General features: G+C 64.9%; 17 protein-coding genes. 10 read left to right on the top strand and 7 right to left on the bottom strand.

What is annotated here, in order from left to right; translation table 11 throughout:
- Window positions 1-245 precede the first annotated feature (245 nt).
- Genes GSQ89_RS13205 through GSQ89_RS13195 form a run of 3 tightly spaced genes read right to left on the bottom strand, consistent with a single transcriptional unit; the run spans window position 246 to window position 2,265 of the window.
- Window positions 246-563: a chaperone modulator CbpM gene (locus tag GSQ89_RS13205; protein WP_158925796.1), complete on the bottom strand. Its 318-nt coding sequence runs from the start codon at window positions 561-563 to the stop codon at window positions 246-248.
- The gene (locus GSQ89_RS13200; RefSeq protein ID WP_158925795.1) at window positions 560-1,453 is read right to left on the bottom strand and encodes a DnaJ C-terminal domain-containing protein; all 894 of its coding nucleotides are present in this window, start codon (window positions 1,451-1,453) and stop codon (window positions 560-562) included. The genes GSQ89_RS13205 and GSQ89_RS13200 overlap by 4 nt, the downstream gene beginning before the upstream one ends.
- A gap of 35 nt (window positions 1,454-1,488) precedes the next feature.
- Window positions 1,489-2,265, bottom strand: a complete 777-nt coding sequence (locus tag GSQ89_RS13195) for an enoyl-CoA hydratase (protein WP_158925794.1) — start codon at window positions 2,263-2,265, stop codon at window positions 1,489-1,491.
- 31 nt (window positions 2,266-2,296) lie between these two features.
- Here GSQ89_RS13195 and GSQ89_RS13190 point away from each other — a divergent pair, with 31 nt between their 5' ends.
- Window positions 2,297-2,689, top strand: a complete 393-nt coding sequence (locus GSQ89_RS13190) for an acyl-CoA thioesterase (RefSeq protein WP_158925793.1) — start codon at window positions 2,297-2,299, stop codon at window positions 2,687-2,689.
- A 26-nt stretch (window positions 2,690-2,715) separates the two neighbouring features.
- On the opposite strand, the gene GSQ89_RS13185 is transcribed toward GSQ89_RS13190, so the two are convergent.
- Window positions 2,716-6,159, bottom strand: a complete 3,444-nt coding sequence (locus GSQ89_RS13185; RefSeq protein ID WP_158925791.1) for an AAA family ATPase — start codon at window positions 6,157-6,159, stop codon at window positions 2,716-2,718.
- Entirely contained in the window at window positions 6,159-7,394 is a 1,236-nt protein-coding gene (locus GSQ89_RS13180; protein ID WP_158925789.1) for a DNA repair exonuclease, read from the bottom strand. The genes GSQ89_RS13185 and GSQ89_RS13180 overlap by 1 nt, the downstream gene beginning before the upstream one ends.
- Window positions 7,395-7,508: 114 nt before the next feature.
- On the opposite strand from GSQ89_RS13180, the gene GSQ89_RS13175 reads away from it, so the two are divergent.
- Genes GSQ89_RS13175 through GSQ89_RS13145 form a run of 7 tightly spaced genes read left to right on the top strand, consistent with a single transcriptional unit; the run spans window position 7,509 to window position 16,077 of the window.
- Window positions 7,509-8,675 (top strand): isovaleryl-CoA dehydrogenase, encoded by a 1,167-nt coding sequence (locus GSQ89_RS13175; protein ID WP_158925787.1) that lies wholly within the window; start codon window positions 7,509-7,511, stop codon window positions 8,673-8,675.
- 41 nt (window positions 8,676-8,716) lie between these two features.
- Entirely contained in the window at window positions 8,717-10,309 is a 1,593-nt protein-coding gene (locus tag GSQ89_RS13170) for a carboxyl transferase domain-containing protein (protein WP_158925785.1), read from the top strand.
- Between the two features lie 5 nt (window positions 10,310-10,314).
- On the top strand, window positions 10,315-12,273 hold the full coding sequence (locus GSQ89_RS13165; protein WP_158925783.1) for an acetyl/propionyl/methylcrotonyl-CoA carboxylase subunit alpha: 1,959 nt from the start codon (window positions 10,315-10,317) through the stop codon (window positions 12,271-12,273).
- Between the two features lie 54 nt (window positions 12,274-12,327).
- Window positions 12,328-13,392, top strand: coding sequence for a phosphotransferase family protein (locus GSQ89_RS13160; RefSeq protein WP_158925781.1), 1,065 nt, complete (start codon window positions 12,328-12,330; stop codon window positions 13,390-13,392).
- A gap of 52 nt (window positions 13,393-13,444) precedes the next feature.
- Window positions 13,445-14,614, top strand: a complete 1,170-nt coding sequence (locus GSQ89_RS13155; protein ID WP_158925779.1) for an acyl-CoA dehydrogenase family protein — start codon at window positions 13,445-13,447, stop codon at window positions 14,612-14,614.
- Window positions 14,611-15,360, top strand: a complete 750-nt coding sequence (locus GSQ89_RS13150) for an SDR family NAD(P)-dependent oxidoreductase (protein ID WP_158925777.1) — start codon at window positions 14,611-14,613, stop codon at window positions 15,358-15,360. The genes GSQ89_RS13155 and GSQ89_RS13150 overlap by 4 nt, the downstream gene beginning before the upstream one ends.
- 30 nt (window positions 15,361-15,390) lie before the next feature.
- Window positions 15,391-16,077, top strand: a complete 687-nt coding sequence (locus GSQ89_RS13145; protein ID WP_158925775.1) for an RraA family protein — start codon at window positions 15,391-15,393, stop codon at window positions 16,075-16,077.
- Between the two features lie 12 nt (window positions 16,078-16,089).
- Here GSQ89_RS13145 and GSQ89_RS13140 read toward each other — a convergent pair whose 3' ends face one another.
- Window positions 16,090-16,908: an aldo/keto reductase gene (locus tag GSQ89_RS13140; protein ID WP_158925773.1), complete on the bottom strand. Its 819-nt coding sequence runs from the start codon at window positions 16,906-16,908 to the stop codon at window positions 16,090-16,092.
- Window positions 16,908-17,816, bottom strand: coding sequence for an ABC transporter substrate-binding protein (locus GSQ89_RS13135; protein ID WP_158925771.1), 909 nt, complete (start codon window positions 17,814-17,816; stop codon window positions 16,908-16,910). Before GSQ89_RS13135 ends, GSQ89_RS13140 begins: the two co-directional genes overlap by 1 nt.
- 71 nt (window positions 17,817-17,887) lie before the next feature.
- Between GSQ89_RS13135 and GSQ89_RS13130 the strand changes: the two genes are divergently transcribed.
- Window positions 17,888-18,859 (top strand): Gfo/Idh/MocA family protein, encoded by a 972-nt coding sequence (locus tag GSQ89_RS13130; RefSeq protein WP_158925769.1) that lies wholly within the window; start codon window positions 17,888-17,890, stop codon window positions 18,857-18,859.
- Window positions 18,860-18,976: 117 nt separating this feature from the next.
- A partial coding sequence (locus GSQ89_RS13125) for a cache domain-containing protein (RefSeq protein ID WP_158925767.1) occupies window positions 18,977-19,757 on the top strand: 781 nt, incomplete at its 3' end.

Genomic DNA, 19,757 nt, shown 5'->3' with positions numbered 1-19,757 from the left:
TCTCCCTGTCGCGGCCGGATTATTCCAGCCGTCTTTCTTGTTCGGGTACCATAGCGACCGGGGTGCGAAACAGTAAAGCATCCTCTCCGTCTGTACATCGAAAGGCGGCCGTTAACGTATGAAACGTCGGCCGGCGACGACAGAAGGAAACGACCAAAGCTGTTGTTGGATTCATCGGATCCGACCACAAAGATCGTCCGGATGTTCGTCGCCGGGCATGTCATACCTAGCGGTGCAGGTGGCGCCTATCCCCTGATCGCCGCCAGGATCGCTGCCCGCACCGATTCCGGCTGCCCTTCCACGGCCCGGGCAATCGCCCGCACCTGGCCGCGCAGCGCGTAGACCTGGTCCAGCAGCGACAGCACCAGCGGGATCGTCTCCTCATGCACGTCCATCGTGTGGCGGAAGTCGTGGATCAGCCGCACGCGGGCGACGTCGATCTCCTGGAAAATCCAGTCGGGTTCGATCCCCGCGGGGCGCACCCAGCCGCGTTCCACCCAGGCATGGAGTTCTGCTTCCCGCAGGTCGGGAAACAGAGCGATGACGGCGGTGAAGCGCATCATGATCCCTCCCTCGGCGTGAAGCTTCCCTTCGGGGTCCAGGTTTTCAGGAATTCAGCCAGTTCCGGCTCATCCCCCGGCGGGATTACAACCTGAAGCTGGACGAACTGATGCCCCTGCCGGATGCCCTTGCCGCGCAATCGTAGCCGGCTGCCGGTACCGGAGCCAGGCGGGATCGACAAACGAACCGGTCCATGGATCGTCGGGACTTCCAGCGACGCACCCAGCACCGCCTCCTTCAACGAGACAGGCACGTCGGTAACGATATCGTCGCCATCGCGGTGAAAGCGAGGATCGGGAGCGACGGTGATCTCGATCAGGGCATCGCCGGCGGGGGCGCCGTTGTATCCCGGACCGCCTTGGCCACGCAGACGCAGGACATGGCCATCCTCGGTGCCCGGCGGGATGCGCACATCCAGCGTCTTGCCGTCGGGCAAAGCCAGCCGCCGCGTCGTGCCGCCAGCCGCATCGACGAAGCTGACGGTCAGCGAATACTGCATGTCTCGCCCTGGTCTGACACGGCCGGTTGCCCCCCAATCGGAGCGGCGGCCAGCATCGCCAAACTGCTGAGCGAAGAAAGCTTCCAGGTCTTCCTGGCTGAACCCACCGGCAGGATCGTAGCGTTCCTGGCCTGGCGCATCGCGGTAGTATTGGCGTTGCTGCTGGCGTTCATGGCCCTCGGCGTCGATCTCGCCCCGGTCGAAGCGGGCGCGCTTGTCCTTGTCGGACAGCAGGTCGTAGGCGGAACTGATCTCGCCGAACCGCGTAGCGGCGTCCGGCTTGCCGGGGTTGACATCCGGATGATGCTTCTTCGCCAGCTTGCGGTAGGCCGCTCGGATGGCTGCTTCATCGTCGGTGCGCTGGACGCCAAGAGTTTCGTATGGGTCTGTCATCGGTCCCGATCACGTAGAGACGACGCCGCGCCCGATCAAGTCCCGGTCCAATGTGGTCGGCGTTTCGCCAGGAAGGCGTCGATGCCTTCCGCGGCGTCGCGGGCCAGCATGTTCCGGGTCATGACATCCGACGCGTAGTCATAAGCCTCGGCCATGTGCATTTCGGCCTGGCGGTAGAAAGCTTCTTTGCCGATCGCCACGGTCAGCGGGCTTTTCGCAACAATCTGGGCCGCCAGGGCACGCGTGGCGTCGTGCAGGTCCGCCTCGGGGACCACGCGGTTGACCAGGCCGAGGTCTTTTGCGCGCGTCGCGGAGACCATGTCGCCGGTCAGCAGCATCTCCATCGCCGCCTTGCGGCCGACGGTACGGGACAGCGCGACCATAGGGGTGGAGCAGAACAGGCCGATATCCACGCCGGGTGTGGCGAACCGGGCGGTATCGGCGGCGACGGCCAGATCGGCGGAGGCGACCAGTTGACAGCCGGCGGCGGTGGCCACGCCGTGGACCTGGGCGATCACCGGCTTGGGTAGGCGGACAATGCGCTGCATCAGGCGCGAACACAGGGCGAAGACTTGCTCATAGGCCGTTCGGGTGGGCGTGGCGCGGATTTCGCGCAGGTCGTGGCCGGCGCAGAAGGCCGGTCCATTGGCGGCGATGATAACGACTTTGACCGAACGGTCCTCGGCGATGGCGGCCAGTGCGGCGTCCAGCGCCTCCATCAGGCCGATCGACAGCGCGTTGCGCGCCGCCGGGCGGTTGAGGGTCAGGGTTGCGATATCGTCGCTGTCGTGGCGAAGCAGGATTTCGGACATGATGGCGGGATCATAGCAGAAGGATACCGACATGCCGAGCAGCAGCCTGGGACCGCGCGGGGAACTGTCGCTACGCACCGTGGCAATGCCGGCGGATACCAATCCCGCGGGCGACATCTTCGGCGGCTGGATCATGTCGCTGATGGATTTGGCGGCCGGCGTGGCGGCAGGCACGCGGGCGAAGGGGCGGGTGGCAACCGCGGCGGTGTCAAACCTGAGTTTCCTGCAGCCGGTGAAGGTCGGCGACGTCGTGTGCGTCTATACCGACATCACCAGGACGGGGCGGACGTCGATCACCGTCGGGGTGGAAGCCTATGTACTGCGGCGCAATCAGGGAGAACGGGTGCGGGTCACGGCGGCGGAGTTCGTACTGGTCGCGGTGGACGATCACGGCGTGCCTCGGACGCTGCCGCCGGAGGGATAAGGTCAGACACATGAATGCGGCACATCCTACCCTTCCAGTCGCATTACCCGCACCGCGTCCCCCGGAATCCGAGCCGCCAGATCCCCAACATGCGGATGATGCGTCAGCACGATCACCTGCACCCGCTCGCTCAGTTCCAACAGCGCCCGCAGCGTCGCGGTCGTCCGCGGATCGTCGAACGTTTGCAGAATATCGTCGGCGATGAACGGCAGCGGTGAAGCGGTCTTCGCGTAATCCTCCAGCGCCGCGATCCGTAGTGCGAGATACAACTGATCGCAGGTCCCCTCGCTCAACTGGTCCAGCGATTTCCGCGTCACCCCGTCCGCCTCCAGCGCCACCATCGTCTGGCCGTCCTTGGTCTCCTCGATCCGGACGCCCGCCTGGACGCCACCGGTAATGGTGCGGAACACGGCGCCGATGCGCGCCAGCAGCGGCTGGTCGGCACCGGCGGCCTGCCGATCGAGCGCCGTCTGCAACAAAGCATGTGTGGCGTGCAGCACCAGTGCCTCCTCGGCGGTCCGGGCCAGCATCGCCTGCGCCGCTTCCCGCCGTTGCGCCGCCTCGGCCGCATCCATGCCGGTGCCCGCCTGGTCGAGTGCAGCCGCGGCGGCGGTACTGGCGTCACGAGCGGCCTCGATCAAAGGCAGGCGGCTTGCATGGGCAGCATCGATGCCGGCGATGCGGGCGGCATCCGCCTCGGGCGTGGTTTCGGCGGCTCGTGCGGATAGGGTTTCGATACTCAGGCCGCCACCTTGCTCCGCGAGGTGCCGCAGCGCCTCGGCGCTGTCGAAACGGGCCGCGGCAACGGATCGGCAGCGCCGGAGTTGATGTTCCGCCTGCTCGTCGGTCTCGGTGCGGAGCGCCGCGCGCAGGCCGCCGAGAGTACGGGTGGCAATCTGTTCGTCATCGACGGCCTGGTTCAGCTTTTGAGTTGCCTGTTCGATCCGGCGGTCGGCGTCGGCACAGCGGGCGGCTTCCTGGCGTTCGGTCTGAAGACGCTGCTGGAACGAAGCGGCGGCTTCGATCGGTGGCAAGGCGGGCATGTCCGGAAACAACGCCGACACTTGGGCAACCTTCGCCGCCAGCAAAGCGATCGCGGCCCGCATGTCGTCGATCCGGCGTTGCGCTTCGCCACCTTGATGTTCGATGGCGCGCAGTTCCTCGATCCGAACCAGGGCATCGGCGGTCATGGTCATGGTCTCACCGTCGGGACGTGCCAATGCCGTCCCCACCGGTCTCCACTGCTCAACCCAACCTGCCAGCACCTGTTCGGCCTTGGTGACTGCGGCGGCGGCCGTCGCGCGCGTCGTGCGCTGCTTGCCGGCCTGATCCGTCAACGTCTTGCGATGGGCAGATAGTTCTTGGTCGGCCTTGATTCGCCGGTCCGCTTCCGCCAGCAGGGCGCCCAGTGCCGTCAGTTCGGGCATGGCCACGTCCATCGCCGCGGCCAGGCGCTGGCCGAGCGAGGCCAGGCTTGTCTCGATGTCCGCGCGTTCGGCCACGGCGGCATCCCGTACGTCGCGGGCAACAACGGCAGTTTGCCGGGCACGCAGGAAGGCGCGCAAGGCCGACACGTCATCGGTGTCGCCACCGGCAGCCCGAGCGATGGTCAGAAGTGTGCCGCGGGCGTCGATTAGGACGGTTGCCGTCCGGATTACCACGTCCGCATCCGTGGCGAGATCGGCAGCCAAGCCATCCAGCCGAACCCGCATCGCGCCAGCTTCCGCAACGTCCTGGCCGTGCGCGATCAACGCATCCGCAACCGCGTCCGCATCGCGTATCGCTCGGTCCAGCGCCACCGCGGCGGACGGGTCGGGATGCGCCGGGATCGGCAGGCACAATTGCGCCCACAATGCATCACGATGTGCGCGGGCGGCCGCCAGGGCGCTGGGCGGAGGCAACATCGCCGCCCGCTCCAATGTGGCCAGTTTTGTGCGTTCGGTGTCGACGGCGGTCAATCGGGCGGCGTGCGTCTGCTCGGCACGGTCGTATGCGGTCTCGGCACGGCCGAGGGCCTTGCCGGCGGCATCCAGTCTTGCATCCGACGGCGCGGCGGTGGTGCCGAGTGCTGATTCCGCCAGTGTGTGGTCGGGAATGGCGCTTAATGCGGCACGCAACGCAGCCTCAGCATCCCGCACCTCGCGGCGGCCGATGTCCAGGCGTGCAGCCGGATCGCCTGCCGCACGGAGTAACGTGGCAAGGTCGTTGACCGTGGTGATGTCGTTTTGCCCTGGCAAAGCATCCAGTTCGGCCAGAGACGCAGTCACCTGCCGATCGGCATCGGCTAAACGATCCGCGGCGGTCGCAGCTTCCTGGGCGAGTTTCAGATGTTGTTGCAAGCGTCGTTGCGCGTCCTTGACGACGGACGCGGGCGGCAGGGGGAAGATGTCGTCCCAGCCCAGGTCACGCCGCAGCGTGGCCGATCTGGCCTGGTCAGCAGTCAGATCGCGAACCACTTTCGGCAAATCAGCCTCGGCGCCCAGCGCCCGGCCACGCAAATCGGCCAGCGCCGAGATGTCGGTCTCGGCGGCGATCCAAGCCGGGTCGAATGCCAGCCTTGCGCGAGCTTCCTGCGCTGCCTGCAGTTCCGTCCGGGCGGCCATGGCGGCACTGGTCGATTTGACGCCGTTTTCCAGCGCGTCGCGCCAGCGCTTTTCGAAGGTTTCGTCCAGCTCCGGGGCGTCGGCGGCCTCGGTCAGGGTGTGTTGTGCGGCCCTCAGGCGATCCAACCATGGGCGGCAGGCGCCGATGGTACGCAAGCGGTCGCGTTCACGGCTTTCTTCGGTTTGTTCCGCAAGAAGGGCTTCCAAGGCGCGGGCAGCCTCTGTCGCCTGCCGTTCCAGCGCCGTCCAGCCGTCCGGCCGTAACGCCGTCCGGCGCAGGTCGGCGTTGCCTTGTTCCCAGTTGCTCAGGGCGTTCCAGATCGGACGGGAGCGATGGCGCGCGTTGGCCTTGCCGAGTTCGTCGCGCTGCCGCTCCAGTTCGGTCAACAGATCGCGCACCCGGCCCATGCCACCGCCGGCAGCGAACAGCACCTGCCCAAGCCGGCCCTGGCTACGGATGAGGTCCCGGCCGCCGGAGCGGAGCAGCGCGGTGTCGAGGCCGAACAACTCCTGAAAAATCGTTTCGTTGGCGCCGCCGAGAAGGCGTTGCGCTTCAGGTATGGACACTTCGGTGCCGTCGGCGAAGGCCAGGGTGTTGCCGTTGCCCTTGCGGCGCACCAGCGACCGGGTTGCGCCGTCATGGACGATGTCCGCGAGCAGCCGCATCCGTTCGGTGCCGAAGCGGAAAGTCATCGGCGTCCGAACTTCAATACCGAACAGGAACTCGGTGATCGCTCGGCGGATGACCGACTTGCCGTAGCCGTTGGGGGCGACGATCAGGTTGATGCGTCCGGGGGTGGGATCGAGCGGAAGATCGAGTTGCTCGAACGGCCCGTAACGTTCCAGCCGGAATTTGCCGAATTGCATCAGGATTCGCCGGCCAGGGCGGCTTCAAGGCGGCGTTTTGCCTGCTCCAGGATGTCCGGGGCATTGCCGGCGGCGGCTGCATGCAGGGGATGGTCGTCGGGCAAAGCCTCCCGCAATTTCCCCAGCAGCAAGGCGGGCCAGTCGCCCAGAAGGTCAGAGGGCGAGTTGGCGGTGATCGTGTCGACCTCGGCCAGCAGGCGACCCAGATTGTCCGGGCGGGATGTGTTGTCGCGCGGGGGGCGGGTCTTCAGCTTGACGGACTCCAGCCATAGCCGGTGCTCGCCGGGCAGGCCTTGAGCCTCGTTCAGGATTTTTTCCCGCAGTCCGTCCGCGGAAAGGGCGGCGGTCGTGCCGGTAAGGGTAATGCGGGCGGCAAGCGGACGGGGATCGGCGTCCCGTAATGCCGTTTCCAGGGCGGATTGAACGCGGGTCAGCGCATCCACCTCATCGGCCGTGCCGTCGACGTCCACTTCGATATGGGTCCAGCGCAAAACATCCAGCACGCGATGCTCGGCCGAAGCGATGCGGTGGTCGGCGACAGTCACCAAGGTGGCACCCTTGGGTCCGGTTTCGCCGATGTGACGGCCCTGCAGGTTGCCGGAAAACACGATCCACGGGTCTTGGGAAAGCTCCTGCCGTTCGTGGATGTGACCCAGCGCCCAATAGTCGTAACCGTGGGCTTTCAAACGCGCCGGGTCACACGGGGCGTACCGGGCATGAGCGGCGTAACCCTCGGCCGAGGTGTGCAGCAGCCCGATGTTGAACAGGTTTTTATCCGGCGGCGGATAGGCCCGGGACAGGTCGTTCGGTTCCTTCGGGTCGCCGAAGCTCTGGCCATGGATGGCAACCTCCAGCGCTGACAGCCGGATTGTGTGGGCTTTGCCATGGTCGAAGATCGTGACGTTCGGTGGCATCCGCAGGGAACGGGTCATGCGGTTGGCGGCGTCGTGGTTGCCGCGGATGGCGAAGACGGGGATCTCGGCCTGGGCCAGGCGGCGCATCTGCGCGGCGAAGAACAGTCCCGTGCCGAAATCCGGCCAGTCGCCGTCGTAGATGTCGCCGGCGATCAGGACGAAATCAACTTTTTCGTCGATGGCGAGATCCACCAGGCACCCCAAAGCTCGGCGGGTGGCACCGCGGATCAGTTCGGCGGGGGCAGAGGGGTCGGCCTCGAGGCCTCGCAAGGGGCTGTCGAGATGCAGGTCGGCCGCGTGCAGAAACCGGAAATCGGGCATGCATGGTACTTATCACGGCGCATGACGAGCAGGAACAACGGCTCCGAGTCGAGCGTGCTTGGCGAGGACGGATGGGTGGGGCAGTGTGCGGTCGCATTGGGAAGGGAACATGCGATGGCCAGCCTGCCGGGACTGAACTTCGATTTGGGGGAGAACGCGGACATGCTGCGCGCCTCGGTCGAGGCGTTCGCGGCGGCGGAAATCGCACCCAGGGCGGCAGCGATCGATCTGGACAACGCGTTCCCGATGGATCTGTGGCCGAAGATGGGGGCGCTGGGCGTGCTGGGAGTGACGGCGCCGGAGGACTACGGCGGCGCCGGCATGGGCTACCTGGAGCATGTGGTGGCGATGGAGGAGATCTCCCGAGCGTCGGCGTCGGTGGGACTGTCGTATGGGGCGCATTCGAATTTGTGCGTCAACCAGATTTCCCGGAACGGGTCGGACGCGCAGAGGCGGCGGTATCTGCCGGGGTTGATCGACGGGACCCGCGTCGGCGCGTTGGCAATGAGCGAGCCGGGCGCGGGATCGGATGTCGTGGGAATGCGCACGCGGGCTGATCGCCGCGGTGACCGGTATGTGCTGAACGGCAGCAAGATGTGGATCACCAATGGGCCGGACGCGGATGTCCTGGTGATCTACGCGAAGACCGATATGGCGGCGGGACCGCGGGGAATCACGGCGTTTCTGGTGGAAAAAGGGTTCAAGGGATTCTCCACCGCGCAGAAGCTGGACAAATTGGGGATGCGCGGATCGAACACCTGCGAGCTGGTGTTTGAGGACTGCGAGGTACCGGAGGAGAACGTTCTTTCGACGATCGGGCGCGGCGTGAACGTGCTGATGAGCGGGCTGGATTATGAGCGTGTGGTGCTGGCGGCCGGGCCGCTGGGGATCATGCAGGCTTGTATGGATGTCGTGATGCCGTACGTGCATGAGCGTCAGCAATTCGGCCAGGCGATCGGCGAATTCCAGTTGATGCAGGGCAAGCTGGCAGACATGTACACGACGATGAACGCCGCGCGGGCCTACGTCTACGCCGTGGCGAAGGCGTGCGACCGCGGGGAAACCACCCGGAAAGATGCTGCCGGGGCCATTCTTTACGCGGCGGAGAAGGCGACATGGATGGCGCTGGAGGCAATCCAGGCGCTGGGCGGGAACGGGTATATCAACGACTATCCAACGGGGCGGTTGTTACGGGATGCGAAGCTTTATGAAATTGGGGCAGGAACAAGCGAGATCCGGCGAATGCTGATCGGACGTGAGTTGTTCGCGGAGACGGCGTGATGGCTCTACCGTTGTCTCGTCGGGAAGAGGTGTCTCGTTAGATGGCCGCGATTCGTTCCGATATCTCTCCCCGCTCCGCCGACTTCGCTGCCAACGCCGAGGCGATGCGTGGCTTGGTCGCTGACCTTCGCGCCCGTGTTGGCGACATTGCCCAAGGCGGCGGCGCGGCCGCGCGTGAACGCCACGTCGCACGCGGCAAGCTGCTGCCGCGAGATCGCGTGGCGGCGTTGATCGATCCGGGTTCGCCATTTCTGGAATTCTCCCAACTGGCCGCGTTCGGACTGTATGGCGGCGACGTCCCCGCGGCTGGTATCGTCACCGGCATCGGCCGGGTGTCGGGGCGGGAATGTGTGATCGTCGCCAACGATGCCACCGTCAAAGGGGGCACCTACTTCCCTATGACGGTCAAGAAACATCTTCGGGCGCAGGAGATTGCGCGCCGGAACGGGTTGCCCTGCCTGTACCTGGTGGATTCCGGCGGTGCGTTTCTGCCGATGCAGGACGAGATTTTCCCCGATCGCGACCATTTCGGCCGGATCTTCTTCAACCAGGCCAACATGTCGGCTGAAGGGATTCCCCAAATCGCCGTCGTCATGGGGTCCTGCACAGCCGGGGGCGCCTATGTGCCCGCCATGAGCGATGAGAGCATCATCGTGCGCAAACAAGGCACGATCTTCCTCGCCGGCCCGCCATTGGTGCAGGCAGCGACGGGAGAGATCGTTTCGGCTGAGGACTTAGGTGGCGCGGACGTCCATGCCCGCACCTCCGGCGTGGTGGATCATTACGCTCGGAACGATCACCACGCGCTGTCAATTTGCCGGCGTATCGTGGCCGGGCTGAACCGCGTGAAGCCGGCGGTCCTGGAGCGACGGGCACCCGAACCGCCCCGATACGATCCGGCGGAAATGCACGGTGTGGTGCCGGTCGATTTGCGAGCCCCCTACGACGTGCGGGAAGTCATTGCTCGTATTGTCGATGGCAGTGACTTCGATGAGTTCAAGCGGCTGTACGGCACCACTCTGGTCTGCGGGTTCGCGCACCTGTTCGGTTACCCGATCGGAATCGTCGCCAACAACGGTATCCTGTTTTCCGAATCATCCCTGAAGGGCGCGCATTTCATCGAGCTGTGCAGCCAGCGGAACATTCCGCTTGTTTTCCTTCAGAACATCACCGGATTCATGGTTGGGCGCAAATATGAATCCGGCGGCATCGCGAAGGATGGTGCTAAACTCGTTACGGCCGTCGCGACCACCGCCGTTCCGAAGATCACGATGATCATCGGTGGCAGTTATGGCGCGGGTAACTACGGTATGTGCGGCCGAGCGTACGATCCGCGGTTTCTGTTCATGTGGCCGAATGCGCGGATTTCGGTGATGGGCGGCGAACAGGCCGCCGGCGTTTTGACGACCGTCCGCAGCGGGTCCGCCGATTGGACCAAGGAACAGGAAGAGGCGTTCAAGGCACCCATCCGAAAGCAGTATGATACGCAAGGACATCCTTATTATGCGAGTGCGCGGATTTGGGACGATGGTATCATCGATCCTGCCGACAGTCGCCGCGTGCTGGGTCTGTCGCTATCCGCCGCGCTGAATAAACCCTTGCAGGATACGCGCTTCGGCGTGTTCCGGATGTGACCGGCATGTTCCGCTCCCTGTTGATCGCCAATCGAGGCGAAATCGCCTGTCGCGTCGCCCGCACCGCCCGACGCATGGGTATTGAAACGATCGCGGTTTATTCGGAAGCTGACGCTCGCGCGCTGCACGTATTGGCGGCGGATCGGGCCTATCCGATTGGGGCGGCCCCAGCACGCGAAAGCTATCTGAATATTCCCCGGATTATTGAAACGGCACTGGCGGCCGGCGCGGACGCGATCCATCCGGGTTATGGCTTTCTGTCCGAGAATCCGGCCTTCGCCGATGCCTGTGCCGAAGCGGGCATTGTGTTCGTCGGTCCACCGGCCTCGGCGATGCGGGCAATGGGATCGAAGTCGGCAGCGAAGGCACTGATGGAGAAATCCGAGGTGCCGCTGCTGCCGGGCTACCACGGGGATCGGCAGGACGCCGCGTTCCTGGCGGATCAGGCAGCGCGGATCGGTTTTCCGGTGGTGATCAAGGCGGTATCCGGCGGCGGTGGACGCGGCATGCGAGTCGTCGCGTCCGCAACAGAATTCGCCGCCGCGCTGGAATCCGCTCGACAGGAAGCAGCATCCGCGTTCGGTGACGACCGGGTGCTGGTGGAACGCTACCTGCAACGGCCACGGCATATCGAGGTCCAGGTCTTCGCCGACACCCACGGCAATGCGGTCCACCTGTTCGAACGCGACTGCTCGGCCCAACGCCGGCACCAGAAAGTGCTGGAAGAAGCGCCCGCGCCCGGACTGTCATCGGCCCAGCGGGAACAGATGGGATCGGCCGCCGTCGCAGCCGCAAAAGCGGTCGGCTACGTCGGGGCCGGAACGGTGGAATTCGTTGCCGATACCGACGGCTTCTTCTTCCTCGAGATGAATACGCGGCTACAGGTCGAGCATCCGGTTACCGAAATGATCACCGGATTCGACCTGGTGGAATGGCAGTTGCGCGTGGCCGCAGGCGAAGTCCTGCCGGTGGCGCAGTCGGCGATCACGCTGACCGGCCACGCCATCGAGGCCCGCATCTATGCCGAGGACCCGGCGCGGGATTTTGCCCCCTCCGTCGGGCGGCTGGCTCTGTTCCGAACCCCAATCGAGACGGACGGAGTGCGTGTCGATACCGGCTTCGCCACGGGCGATACGGTGTCGATCCATTACGATGCGATGCTGGCGAAACTGATCTGCTACGGTCCCACGCGGGATACCGCTCTGCGTCGGATGCAGCAGGCGCTGGCCGATTGCGCGGTGGTCGGCGTCGCCAGCAATCTCGATTTGCTTGGGCGCATCGCCGCGCACGCGGATTTCGCGGCCGGCGGCATCGATACCGGCTTTATAGCTCGGGAGGGCGCAACACTACTGGCCGCCCAAACGGCACCACCAGCGGACATCCTGGCCATGGCGGCCCTGACCGTGCTGAGCGCCGAACCGCCGGCGGGCGACGACCCATGGGACTCCACCGACCTGTGGTGGCTGAACACAACGCCGGCGCGGGTGCTGGAATTTACCGACGGGGAAACAAGCTATCCGGTTTCGATCACACGCGAAGACGGCAAATGGCGGATCGGCGACATTCTGGGCAACGCGGAACGCCTGGACGGCGGACGACTGCGCGTGTCGCTAAATGGCGTCTGGCGGACGGTCAGCGCGATGCTCGACCAGCATGTGGTGACGCTGCGGGACCACGGTTCGACATGGCGGCTGACGCTGCCGGACCCGCTGGCAGCGGCCGATGAGGAAGAGGATGCCGGCGACCGCCTGGTGGCGCCGATCCCGGGTCTGGTGACCCAGGTCATGGCGACGGTGGGCGACCACGTGGTGCGCGGCCAGGTGCTGGTGGTGCTGGAGGCGATGAAGACAGTGTTCCGCCTGTCGGCGCCCGCCGATACAATCGTGGCGTCAGTCTCGTGCGCGGCGGGAGAGATGGTGCAGGAAGGCCAGATGCTGGTCGGGTTTGGCGAGGCCGCCGATTAGACCCTCCAAGGCCTGCTGCTGTATTGAACGATCGCATCAAGAACAGGAGGATTCGTGCCAACCGAAACCGGCCTGCGGTCCGCCGCTGACAGTGTCCCCTTGGATTGGTCCAAGGTTCGCACGTATCTGGCGGCACACGGCCATCGCCTGGACGCCGATCCGCCGCCGCGCCAGTTCGCCGGCGGCCTGGCCAACCTGAACTATCTGATCCACCTGAATGGCAAACCCGCCGTGCTGCGCCGTCCGCCGATGGGCGAACTGCCGGCCGGCGCCTTCGACATGGCACGTGAGTTTCGCATTTTGTCCCGTCTGCCCGACGCGTTGCCGTTCATCGCGCGAGGTCTGCATCTGTGCGACGACCCGTCGATCATCGGACAGCGCTTCCAGATCATCGAATACCGGCCTGGCCTGGTGATCCGCGAGCATCTGCCACCCGAACTCGCGCATCGGCCGGAGGTCGGAGCACGGCTGTCCCGCATGCTGCTGGAAACCATCGCCGCCATTCACGCCGTCGATACCAAGGCGGTCGGACTGGATGATCTGGGGCGTCCGGAAGGGTTTCTGGCGCGAGGCGTGTCCGGTTGGCGCAAGCGCGGGCTGGTGGCGATGCAGGAAGGGACCGAAAGCCTGCACAACGATGTCGGTCTGTGGCTGGAACAGCACATCGTGCCGGACGGTCCGCCTGCGCTGCTGCACAATGATTTCAAACTCAACAACATCATCCTGGATCCGGATGATTTTTCTCCGCGCGCCGTGATTGACTGGGACCAGGGCACGCGCGGCGATCCGTTGTTCGATTTCGCCACCCTGCTGAGCTACTGGATCCACGCCGACGATCCACCCGCCATGCACGACATGGAGCAGATGCCGGCGGTCGAGGCCTGTCTATGCTCGCGTCAGGACGCCGTGGCAGAATACGCCCGCATATCCGGCAGCGACATGTCCGACTTCCTGTTCCACCGCGTGCTGGCGATGTACAAATTGTCCGTCATCTTCCTGCAGCTTGGCCTGCGCTACCGCACCGGCGTGACGCAGGAGCCGCGTTACGCGCCGCTGACCGGCATCGGCACCGGTATCCTGGAATTCACCCACGAGATCGCCCAAGGACGCGCTTTTTAACCCGTCATGGCCGGGCGTGACCCGGCCATCCACGACTCCAGAGGATTGCCGCATGGACTTTTCCCTCCCCCCCGACCTCGTGGAACTACAGCAACGCACACGCGCGTTCATCCACGACAAGATCATTCCGCTGGAAGGCGATAACCGGCAGACCCATCACGGCCCCACAGAAGAATTCCGCCACGAACTGGTCGCTCTCGCCGCAGCCGAGGGCCTTGTCGCCCCCCATGTCGGTGTCGAATACGGCGGCATGGGCCTGTCCCATGTCGGCAAGGCCGTGGTGTTCGAGGAAGCCGGATACTCCCTGCTTGGTCCCGTCGCCATGCACATCTTCGCACCCGACGAAGGCAACATGCACCTGCTGGAGACTGTTGCTTCCACCGAACAAAAGGACCGTTGGCTGCGGCCTTTGGCGGCCGGCAAGACACGGTCCTGCTTCTGCATGACCGAACCCGCGCCCGGCGCCGGATCGGACCCCTCGGCGATGCTGACGACAGCGGTGAAGGACGGCAATCATTACGTCATCAACGGCGACAAATGGTTCATCACTGGCGCGGTCGGCGCCGCCTTTGCCATCATCATGGCAAAGGACGAAGACGGCCACGCGACGATGTTCCTGGCCGACATGGACACGCCCGGCATCGAGATCGTCCGAGCGATGGATAGCCTGGACAGCGCCTTCGCCGGCGGCCATGCGGTCGTGCGGTTCACCAACGTCCGCATCCCCGCCACCGACATCCTGGGGGAACCCGGCAAAGGCTTCCGCTACGCCCAGGTTCGCCTCGCCCCCGCCCGGCTGACCCATTGCATGCGCTGGCTCGGTGCCGCGAAACGCGCGCACAAGATCGCCACGGATTACGCGTTGAAGCGGGAAGTGTTCGGTTCGAAGCTGATTGGCCACGAAGGTGTTGGCTTCATGCTAGCCGACAACGAAATGGATATCCGCATGAGCCGGCTGTCCATCTTGCACACCGCCTGGCTGCTGGATCAGGGCGAACGCGGCGGCACCGAATCTTCGATGGCGAAAGTCTTCGTCTCGGAAGCTGTCTGGCGTGTCGTCGATCGTTGCGTGCAGGTGCTGGGTGGACAGGGGGTCACCGGCGAAACCCTGGTCGCCCGAATCTTCAACGAAGTGCGCGGCTTCCGCATTTACGACGGCCCGTCGGAAGTGCATCGCTGGAGCCTCGCACAACGTATCGCCCGCAACGGAGCCAACTGGTGAGCAAGGACTTCGATCTGACCGGCAAGGTCTGCGTCGTCACCGGTGCCGGGCGAGGCATCGGCCGCGGCATGGCGGAAGGGCTGGCCCGCCACGGCGCCACGGTGGTGCTCAGTGGCCGCACCCGCACCACGTTGGAAGAAGCCGCCACCGCGATCGGCGACAAGGCAACCATTCAGACCGCCGACGTATCCAAGGAACCCGACGTCCTCGCCCTGCGCGACGCGGTGCTGCAGCGCCACGGCAAAATCGATGTCCTGGTCAATAACGCCGGCGTGAACGCAATCTTCAAGACGATCGAGCGCACCACGCTCGCCGAATGGCAGGACATCATCGACGTCAACCTGACCGGCGTGTTCCTGTGCTGCAAACATCTCGGCGGCGCGATCGGCGAAGGCGGGTCGGTGATCAATGTCAGTTCCGTCGCCGGGCATGGCGGGTTGCCTCGGTCGGGTCCGTATTGCGCATCCAAGGGCGGGGTGGAGATGTTCACCAAGGCGCTGGCACTGGACTGGGCGAAGCGGAAGGTGCGGGTCAACACGCTGGCGCCAGGGTGGGTCGATACCGACCTGACGCACGGGCTTCTCGAACACGACGTCCATGGCAAGCGGCTGCTGGACCGCACCCCGCTGGGACGCTTCGCGACGCCGCTGGATATGGCGGGTGGCGTGGTGTTCCTGGCCAGCGATGCCTCGGCGTTCATGACCGGACAAAGCCTTGTCATCGACGGCGGATGGGGCGCCGAATAACCACCGATAGACCACGGGGAAGAAAACAAAGTGCTTGATAACCCACCGCTACTGACGATCCATCGCGGGTTTCGCCGCCCCGACAAGACCTTGATCGAGGCATTCCGCGGCGCCCAGACCTCGCATCTGGCGGACGCAATGGACGGGCGCGGGGCGCTGGACTACCGCATCAAACCGCTCGACCCGATGAACGCCTCGTTCGTCGGCCCGGCCCTGACCGCGTTTGCCTATCCCGCCGATATCGTGGCGATGTTCGGTGCGCTGTCGGAAGCCCAACCAGGCGACGTGATCGTCGTCGCGAACGACGGCTATACCCGCACGGCGGTGCTGGGCGATATCGCTGCCGGCATGATGAAGAACAAGGGTGTCGCGGCGTTCGTGACCGACGGGCTGGCACGCGACAAGGCTGGGGTCGTGGCGACTGGATTGCCGGTGTTCTGTCAGGGGATCCAACCGAACTCACCGGCGATGAACGGGCCCGGCGTGGTCGGCGCGCCGATCACGCTGGGGGACGTCCATATAGAGCCAGGCGACGTGATCGTCGGCGACGCCGATGGCGTGGTGGTGGTGCCGGCTGGCCGGCTGCGTCAGGTGCTGGATCGGCTGGCGCAGGTGCGGGCCGCGGAAGCTCGGACGATCGCGCTGGTGGAACAGGGCGCCACGATGGCAGCCGGAGCCCTGAGGGTGATCGAGAAGGCGGTGATTATTGAGGACTGAACCGGCGGCCAGCTAATCCCACCTCGGGGCAAAGGGCGGATTTACGCAACGCAACGTCTTCGGCAGCGCGGCGATCACCGCACGATCCGCGTCGTCCAACCGCAACGACAGGACTTCAAGGTTCGCCAACTGGCTTTCGCGTCGTTCGGCTTTCGGGATAACGGCGACATCCGGCTGATCCAGCAGCCAGGCCAGCGCTACTTGCGCCGCGCTGATATCGTAACGACGTCCGATCGTCGCCAACGCCTCATGATCGGCCAGCATCCCCTGCGCGAGGGGTACATGGGCGATCACCGGAAGATCGTGCGCACGCATATAAGTTAGCACCGGCGTTTGATCGATCAGCACGTGGTATTCGATCTGGTTGCACACGATCGGCGCGCGCACGTCCTCGATCGCCACGCGGAGATGCGCCACCGTGCAGTTCGCCACACCGATCTGCCTGACCAATCCCGCGTCGCGCAGACCCATCATCGCCTCCAGCGCCGCGGGAAGGTTGGTGCCGGGACGCGGCCAGTGCAGCATGTAGAGGTCCAGGTAATCGGTCCGCAACAGACTCAGGCTCTCGGCGCACGCAGTGCGTATCTGGTCCGGGTCCTGGATGGCGTGATGCCCCTTGCTGGTCAGGTGGATGTCTTCGCGAACCACGCCGGACGTCTGCCAGCCGGCACCGACGGCATCCTGGTTCCCGTACATCTGGGCCGTATCGATATGGCGATAACCCAGGGCCAGCGCCGACTCCACGGCGGCCTGGCAACGCGCGCCGGTCATGCGATACGTGCCCAGGCCGAGGCGAGGCATACGCAGACCGTGGGCCGTGATCGTGTCCATCACGCCCCCTCGCCGACCACCTGTTCGGCCAAACTGTTGTCCACACAGGCCTCGAACGGCACGTCACGCTTCAATGCGCCGCCGGACCGCATGGCCGCAGCGAGCCTGTCGAAGCCCTCACGGCGGGTCACCGGATCAGGTCCGTACAGGTCCAGCGCGCGGTAACGGTCGATCGCCGCCGCATAAATCGCGGCGGGCACGTCGGGAAAATAACTGGCCAGCACTTGCTGGATTTCGGCCCCCGGCGTTGCCCTGATCCAACGCAACGTCTGATGCATTGCCCGCACCATGCCCAGCAATTCGTCTCGTTTCCGTTCCAGGACAGACCGCCTTGTCACCAGCGTGGTATAGGCGGTCAGGCCGCGGTTGGCTGCCGCATACCAAAGATGCCCGGCGCCGGAGGCGAGCAATTCCTCCGCGTATGGCTGGAACACCTGCACGGCGTCCAGTTTTCCCGCACGCAACGCGGCAGTGTTCTCGGCCATCGTCCCGTCCGTAACCCGCGTCACCGCGGACGGGTCCGCGCCATCGCGGCGGATATCATCCTGCAAACACAGCCACGGCGTCGGGACTTCGGACACAGTGCCCAAGCGGACAGCAGTCAGGTCGGCGGGCCGGAAAGACGGGCGTGGTTCCCGGCCAATGACGAAAAATGGATCCCTGGCAACCACATCACAAAAGCAGACGACGTCGGAGGATGGATCGGCGTCATGCGTCAGCATCACCCGCAAAGGACCGCCCCACATCACCTCGACCTGCCCCGAACGCAGCGCGGCGGCGGTGCGGCCGGGATCGGAGGACAGGCGAAACTCGACCTCCACGCCTTGCCGCGCATAGGCGCCGGTCGCGTGCGCCGCATAGAACGGTGTATAAAACAGCGCGCGGAAATTCTCCGACAGGGTGATCATCGCGATCCTCTTGGCTTGCGGGAACCGCCACGATGCGCCAGGGAATGATCCGGCAAAAGGGGGGAAGCATCATGCGCGTGGTCCTGATCGGGGTTTCTCATTGGCATACCCCGTTCTTCCTCAATCCATGCCTGGAGATGGGGGACGTCGCCATCGTCGGCGTCAGCGATCCCGACCTGGCACGGGCCGAACCGACAGCGGCCAAGGCCGGTTGCAAGGCGTTCGCCGACTACCGGGAAATGTGCGCGGCCCTGAAGCCCGACTTCGCCTTCGCGCTCGCTCGGCATTGCGACATGGCCGAACTGGCTCGGTTCCTGATCGACCAGCGCATCCCGTTCGCCATGGAGAAGCCATGCGCGATCAACGCAGCGGAGGCCGCCGACATCGCCGCACGGGCGGCGGCGGCGGGGGTGTTCGCGGCAGTGCCCTACGTGATCCGCTACAGCCCGTTGGTCGAAACGATCTTATCGATGAACGAACCGGTCCAGTACATCACGTTCAAGTTCGTCGGCGGCATGGTGGACCGGTATCACCAGCAGCAGGTCGAATGGGTGATCGACCGCAAGACCTCCGGCGGCGGCCCGTTGCTGAATTTGGGCGTGCATTTCCTGGATCTGTGTCGCGTGCTGCTGCCCGGGGCGGATCTGACCGTGACCGGCGCGATGATGTCCAACCGCAACGCCCATTTGACCATTGAGGACCATGCCGTCGTGTTGATGCAAGGCGGCGGGGCGAGTTGCATGGTAGAGACGGGATATCTGTATCCGGCGCCGAATTCGGTGTTCGACCTGCATTACTCCATCCGCACGGAAAACCATTACTTCGCCGCGCGCGATGACAGCACGCTGGAGATCATAACCAACGATCGTAAACGCAGCACGCGGCCGATGAAGCTGACCAACGTGCATTTCTATCCGACTTTCGTGCGGGACACGCTGCAACGGCTGAAGGACGGGCGGAAGCCGATCGCCGATTTGGCGGACAACGCAGCCGCGGTCGCGCTGGCCGAGGCAGCCTACGCGATGTCTCCTCTGGATTCGTGATCGGCTGACCGTCGTGCAACGCGCCGGCGGCCATTTTTGCGCGTGTCCTCCGATTTTAACTGCTTTTTCATCTTTATCCTGAATGATCCCCGGTGTTTCATAAACCGAGGACCGTCGATGACCCGCCTGCGCAACATCCCGCTCGCCCTGCGACTGCAGGGGATGGTCGCCCTGCTGGTCGTTGGCTTCCTTGCGACGATCGTCGATGCCCTGCACATCGAGAAAAACCGCGCCCTGGACGCCCGCGCGACCGAGCTGCACGCGCTGGTTCAGGTCGCCAACGGGATCGCACACAGTCTGCGTGCACAGGAAGTGACCGGTAAACTGACCCATGCGGCCGCCGTGGAGGATTTCCGGCAGAGCCTGCACGCCATGCGATATGGCGCCGGTGATTACATATTTGCCTACCTGACCGATGGCACACTCATCGCGCTTCCGCCGCAGCCGCAAGCTGAAGGCACGAACCGCTTCGACATGAAGGACCCGGCAGGCAACTATACGGTGCGGGATCTGTTCACCAAAGCCGCGGAGGGCGGTGGTATCGTGCAGTCGCTGTTTCCGCGGCCGGGCACCACGATTCCGGTGCCCAAAATGAACTATGTCGAGAGCTTCCCGCCCTGGAATATGGTTATTTCCACTGGCGTGTTTGTTGACGATCTGGAATCCGAAAACAGCGCGCTTGAAATCCGGACAGGCCTTGTCGCCGGCGGCGTTATCGGTCTCGCCGCGCTGCTGGCCTGGCTGGTCGGGCGCTCCATCACGTGGCCGCTGCGCGGTCTTGAAGGCGCGATGACATCGCTCGCGGCTGGGGATCTGTCGGTCGCGGTCGCACATGCGGAACGTGGCGACGAGATCGGCCGGATGGCGCGCGCCGTCGGTGTCTTCAAGACCAATGCCG

Origin of the sequence: Acidisphaera sp. S103, assembly GCF_009765975.1 — a bacterium.
Lineage (GTDB): Bacteria > Pseudomonadota > Alphaproteobacteria > Acetobacterales > Acetobacteraceae > Rhodopila.
The sequence above is the reverse complement of the archived record's forward strand: the minus strand, read 5'-3'. Positions and strand labels throughout refer to the sequence as shown.

What these genes read in the sequence shown, in the direction of transcription:
- GSQ89_RS13205 (WP_158925796.1), bottom strand. Translation starts at nt 563, where the DNA reads ATGATGCGCTTCACCGCCGTCATCGCTCTGTTTCCCGACCTGCGGGAA.
- GSQ89_RS13200 (WP_158925795.1), bottom strand. Translation starts at nt 1,453, where the DNA reads ATGACAGACCCATACGAAACTCTTGGCGTCCAGCGCACCGACGATGAA.
- GSQ89_RS13195 (WP_158925794.1), bottom strand. Translation starts at nt 2,265, where the DNA reads ATGTCCGAAATCCTGCTTCGCCACGACAGCGACGATATCGCAACCCTG.
- GSQ89_RS13190 (WP_158925793.1), top strand. Translation starts at nt 2,297, where the DNA reads ATGCCGAGCAGCAGCCTGGGACCGCGCGGGGAACTGTCGCTACGCACC.
- GSQ89_RS13185 (WP_158925791.1), bottom strand. Translation starts at nt 6,159, where the DNA reads ATGCAATTCGGCAAATTCCGGCTGGAACGTTACGGGCCGTTCGAGCAA.
- GSQ89_RS13180 (WP_158925789.1), bottom strand. Translation starts at nt 7,394, where the DNA reads ATGCCCGATTTCCGGTTTCTGCACGCGGCCGACCTGCATCTCGACAGC.
- GSQ89_RS13175 (WP_158925787.1), top strand. Translation starts at nt 7,509, where the DNA reads ATGGCCAGCCTGCCGGGACTGAACTTCGATTTGGGGGAGAACGCGGAC.
- GSQ89_RS13170 (WP_158925785.1), top strand. Translation starts at nt 8,717, where the DNA reads ATGGCCGCGATTCGTTCCGATATCTCTCCCCGCTCCGCCGACTTCGCT.
- GSQ89_RS13165 (WP_158925783.1), top strand. Translation starts at nt 10,315, where the DNA reads ATGTTCCGCTCCCTGTTGATCGCCAATCGAGGCGAAATCGCCTGTCGC.
- GSQ89_RS13155 (WP_158925779.1), top strand. Translation starts at nt 13,445, where the DNA reads ATGGACTTTTCCCTCCCCCCCGACCTCGTGGAACTACAGCAACGCACA.
- GSQ89_RS13140 (WP_158925773.1), bottom strand. Translation starts at nt 16,908, where the DNA reads ATGGACACGATCACGGCCCACGGTCTGCGTATGCCTCGCCTCGGCCTG.
- GSQ89_RS13135 (WP_158925771.1), bottom strand. Translation starts at nt 17,816, where the DNA reads ATGATCACCCTGTCGGAGAATTTCCGCGCGCTGTTTTATACACCGTTC.
- GSQ89_RS13130 (WP_158925769.1), top strand. Translation starts at nt 17,888, where the DNA reads ATGCGCGTGGTCCTGATCGGGGTTTCTCATTGGCATACCCCGTTCTTC.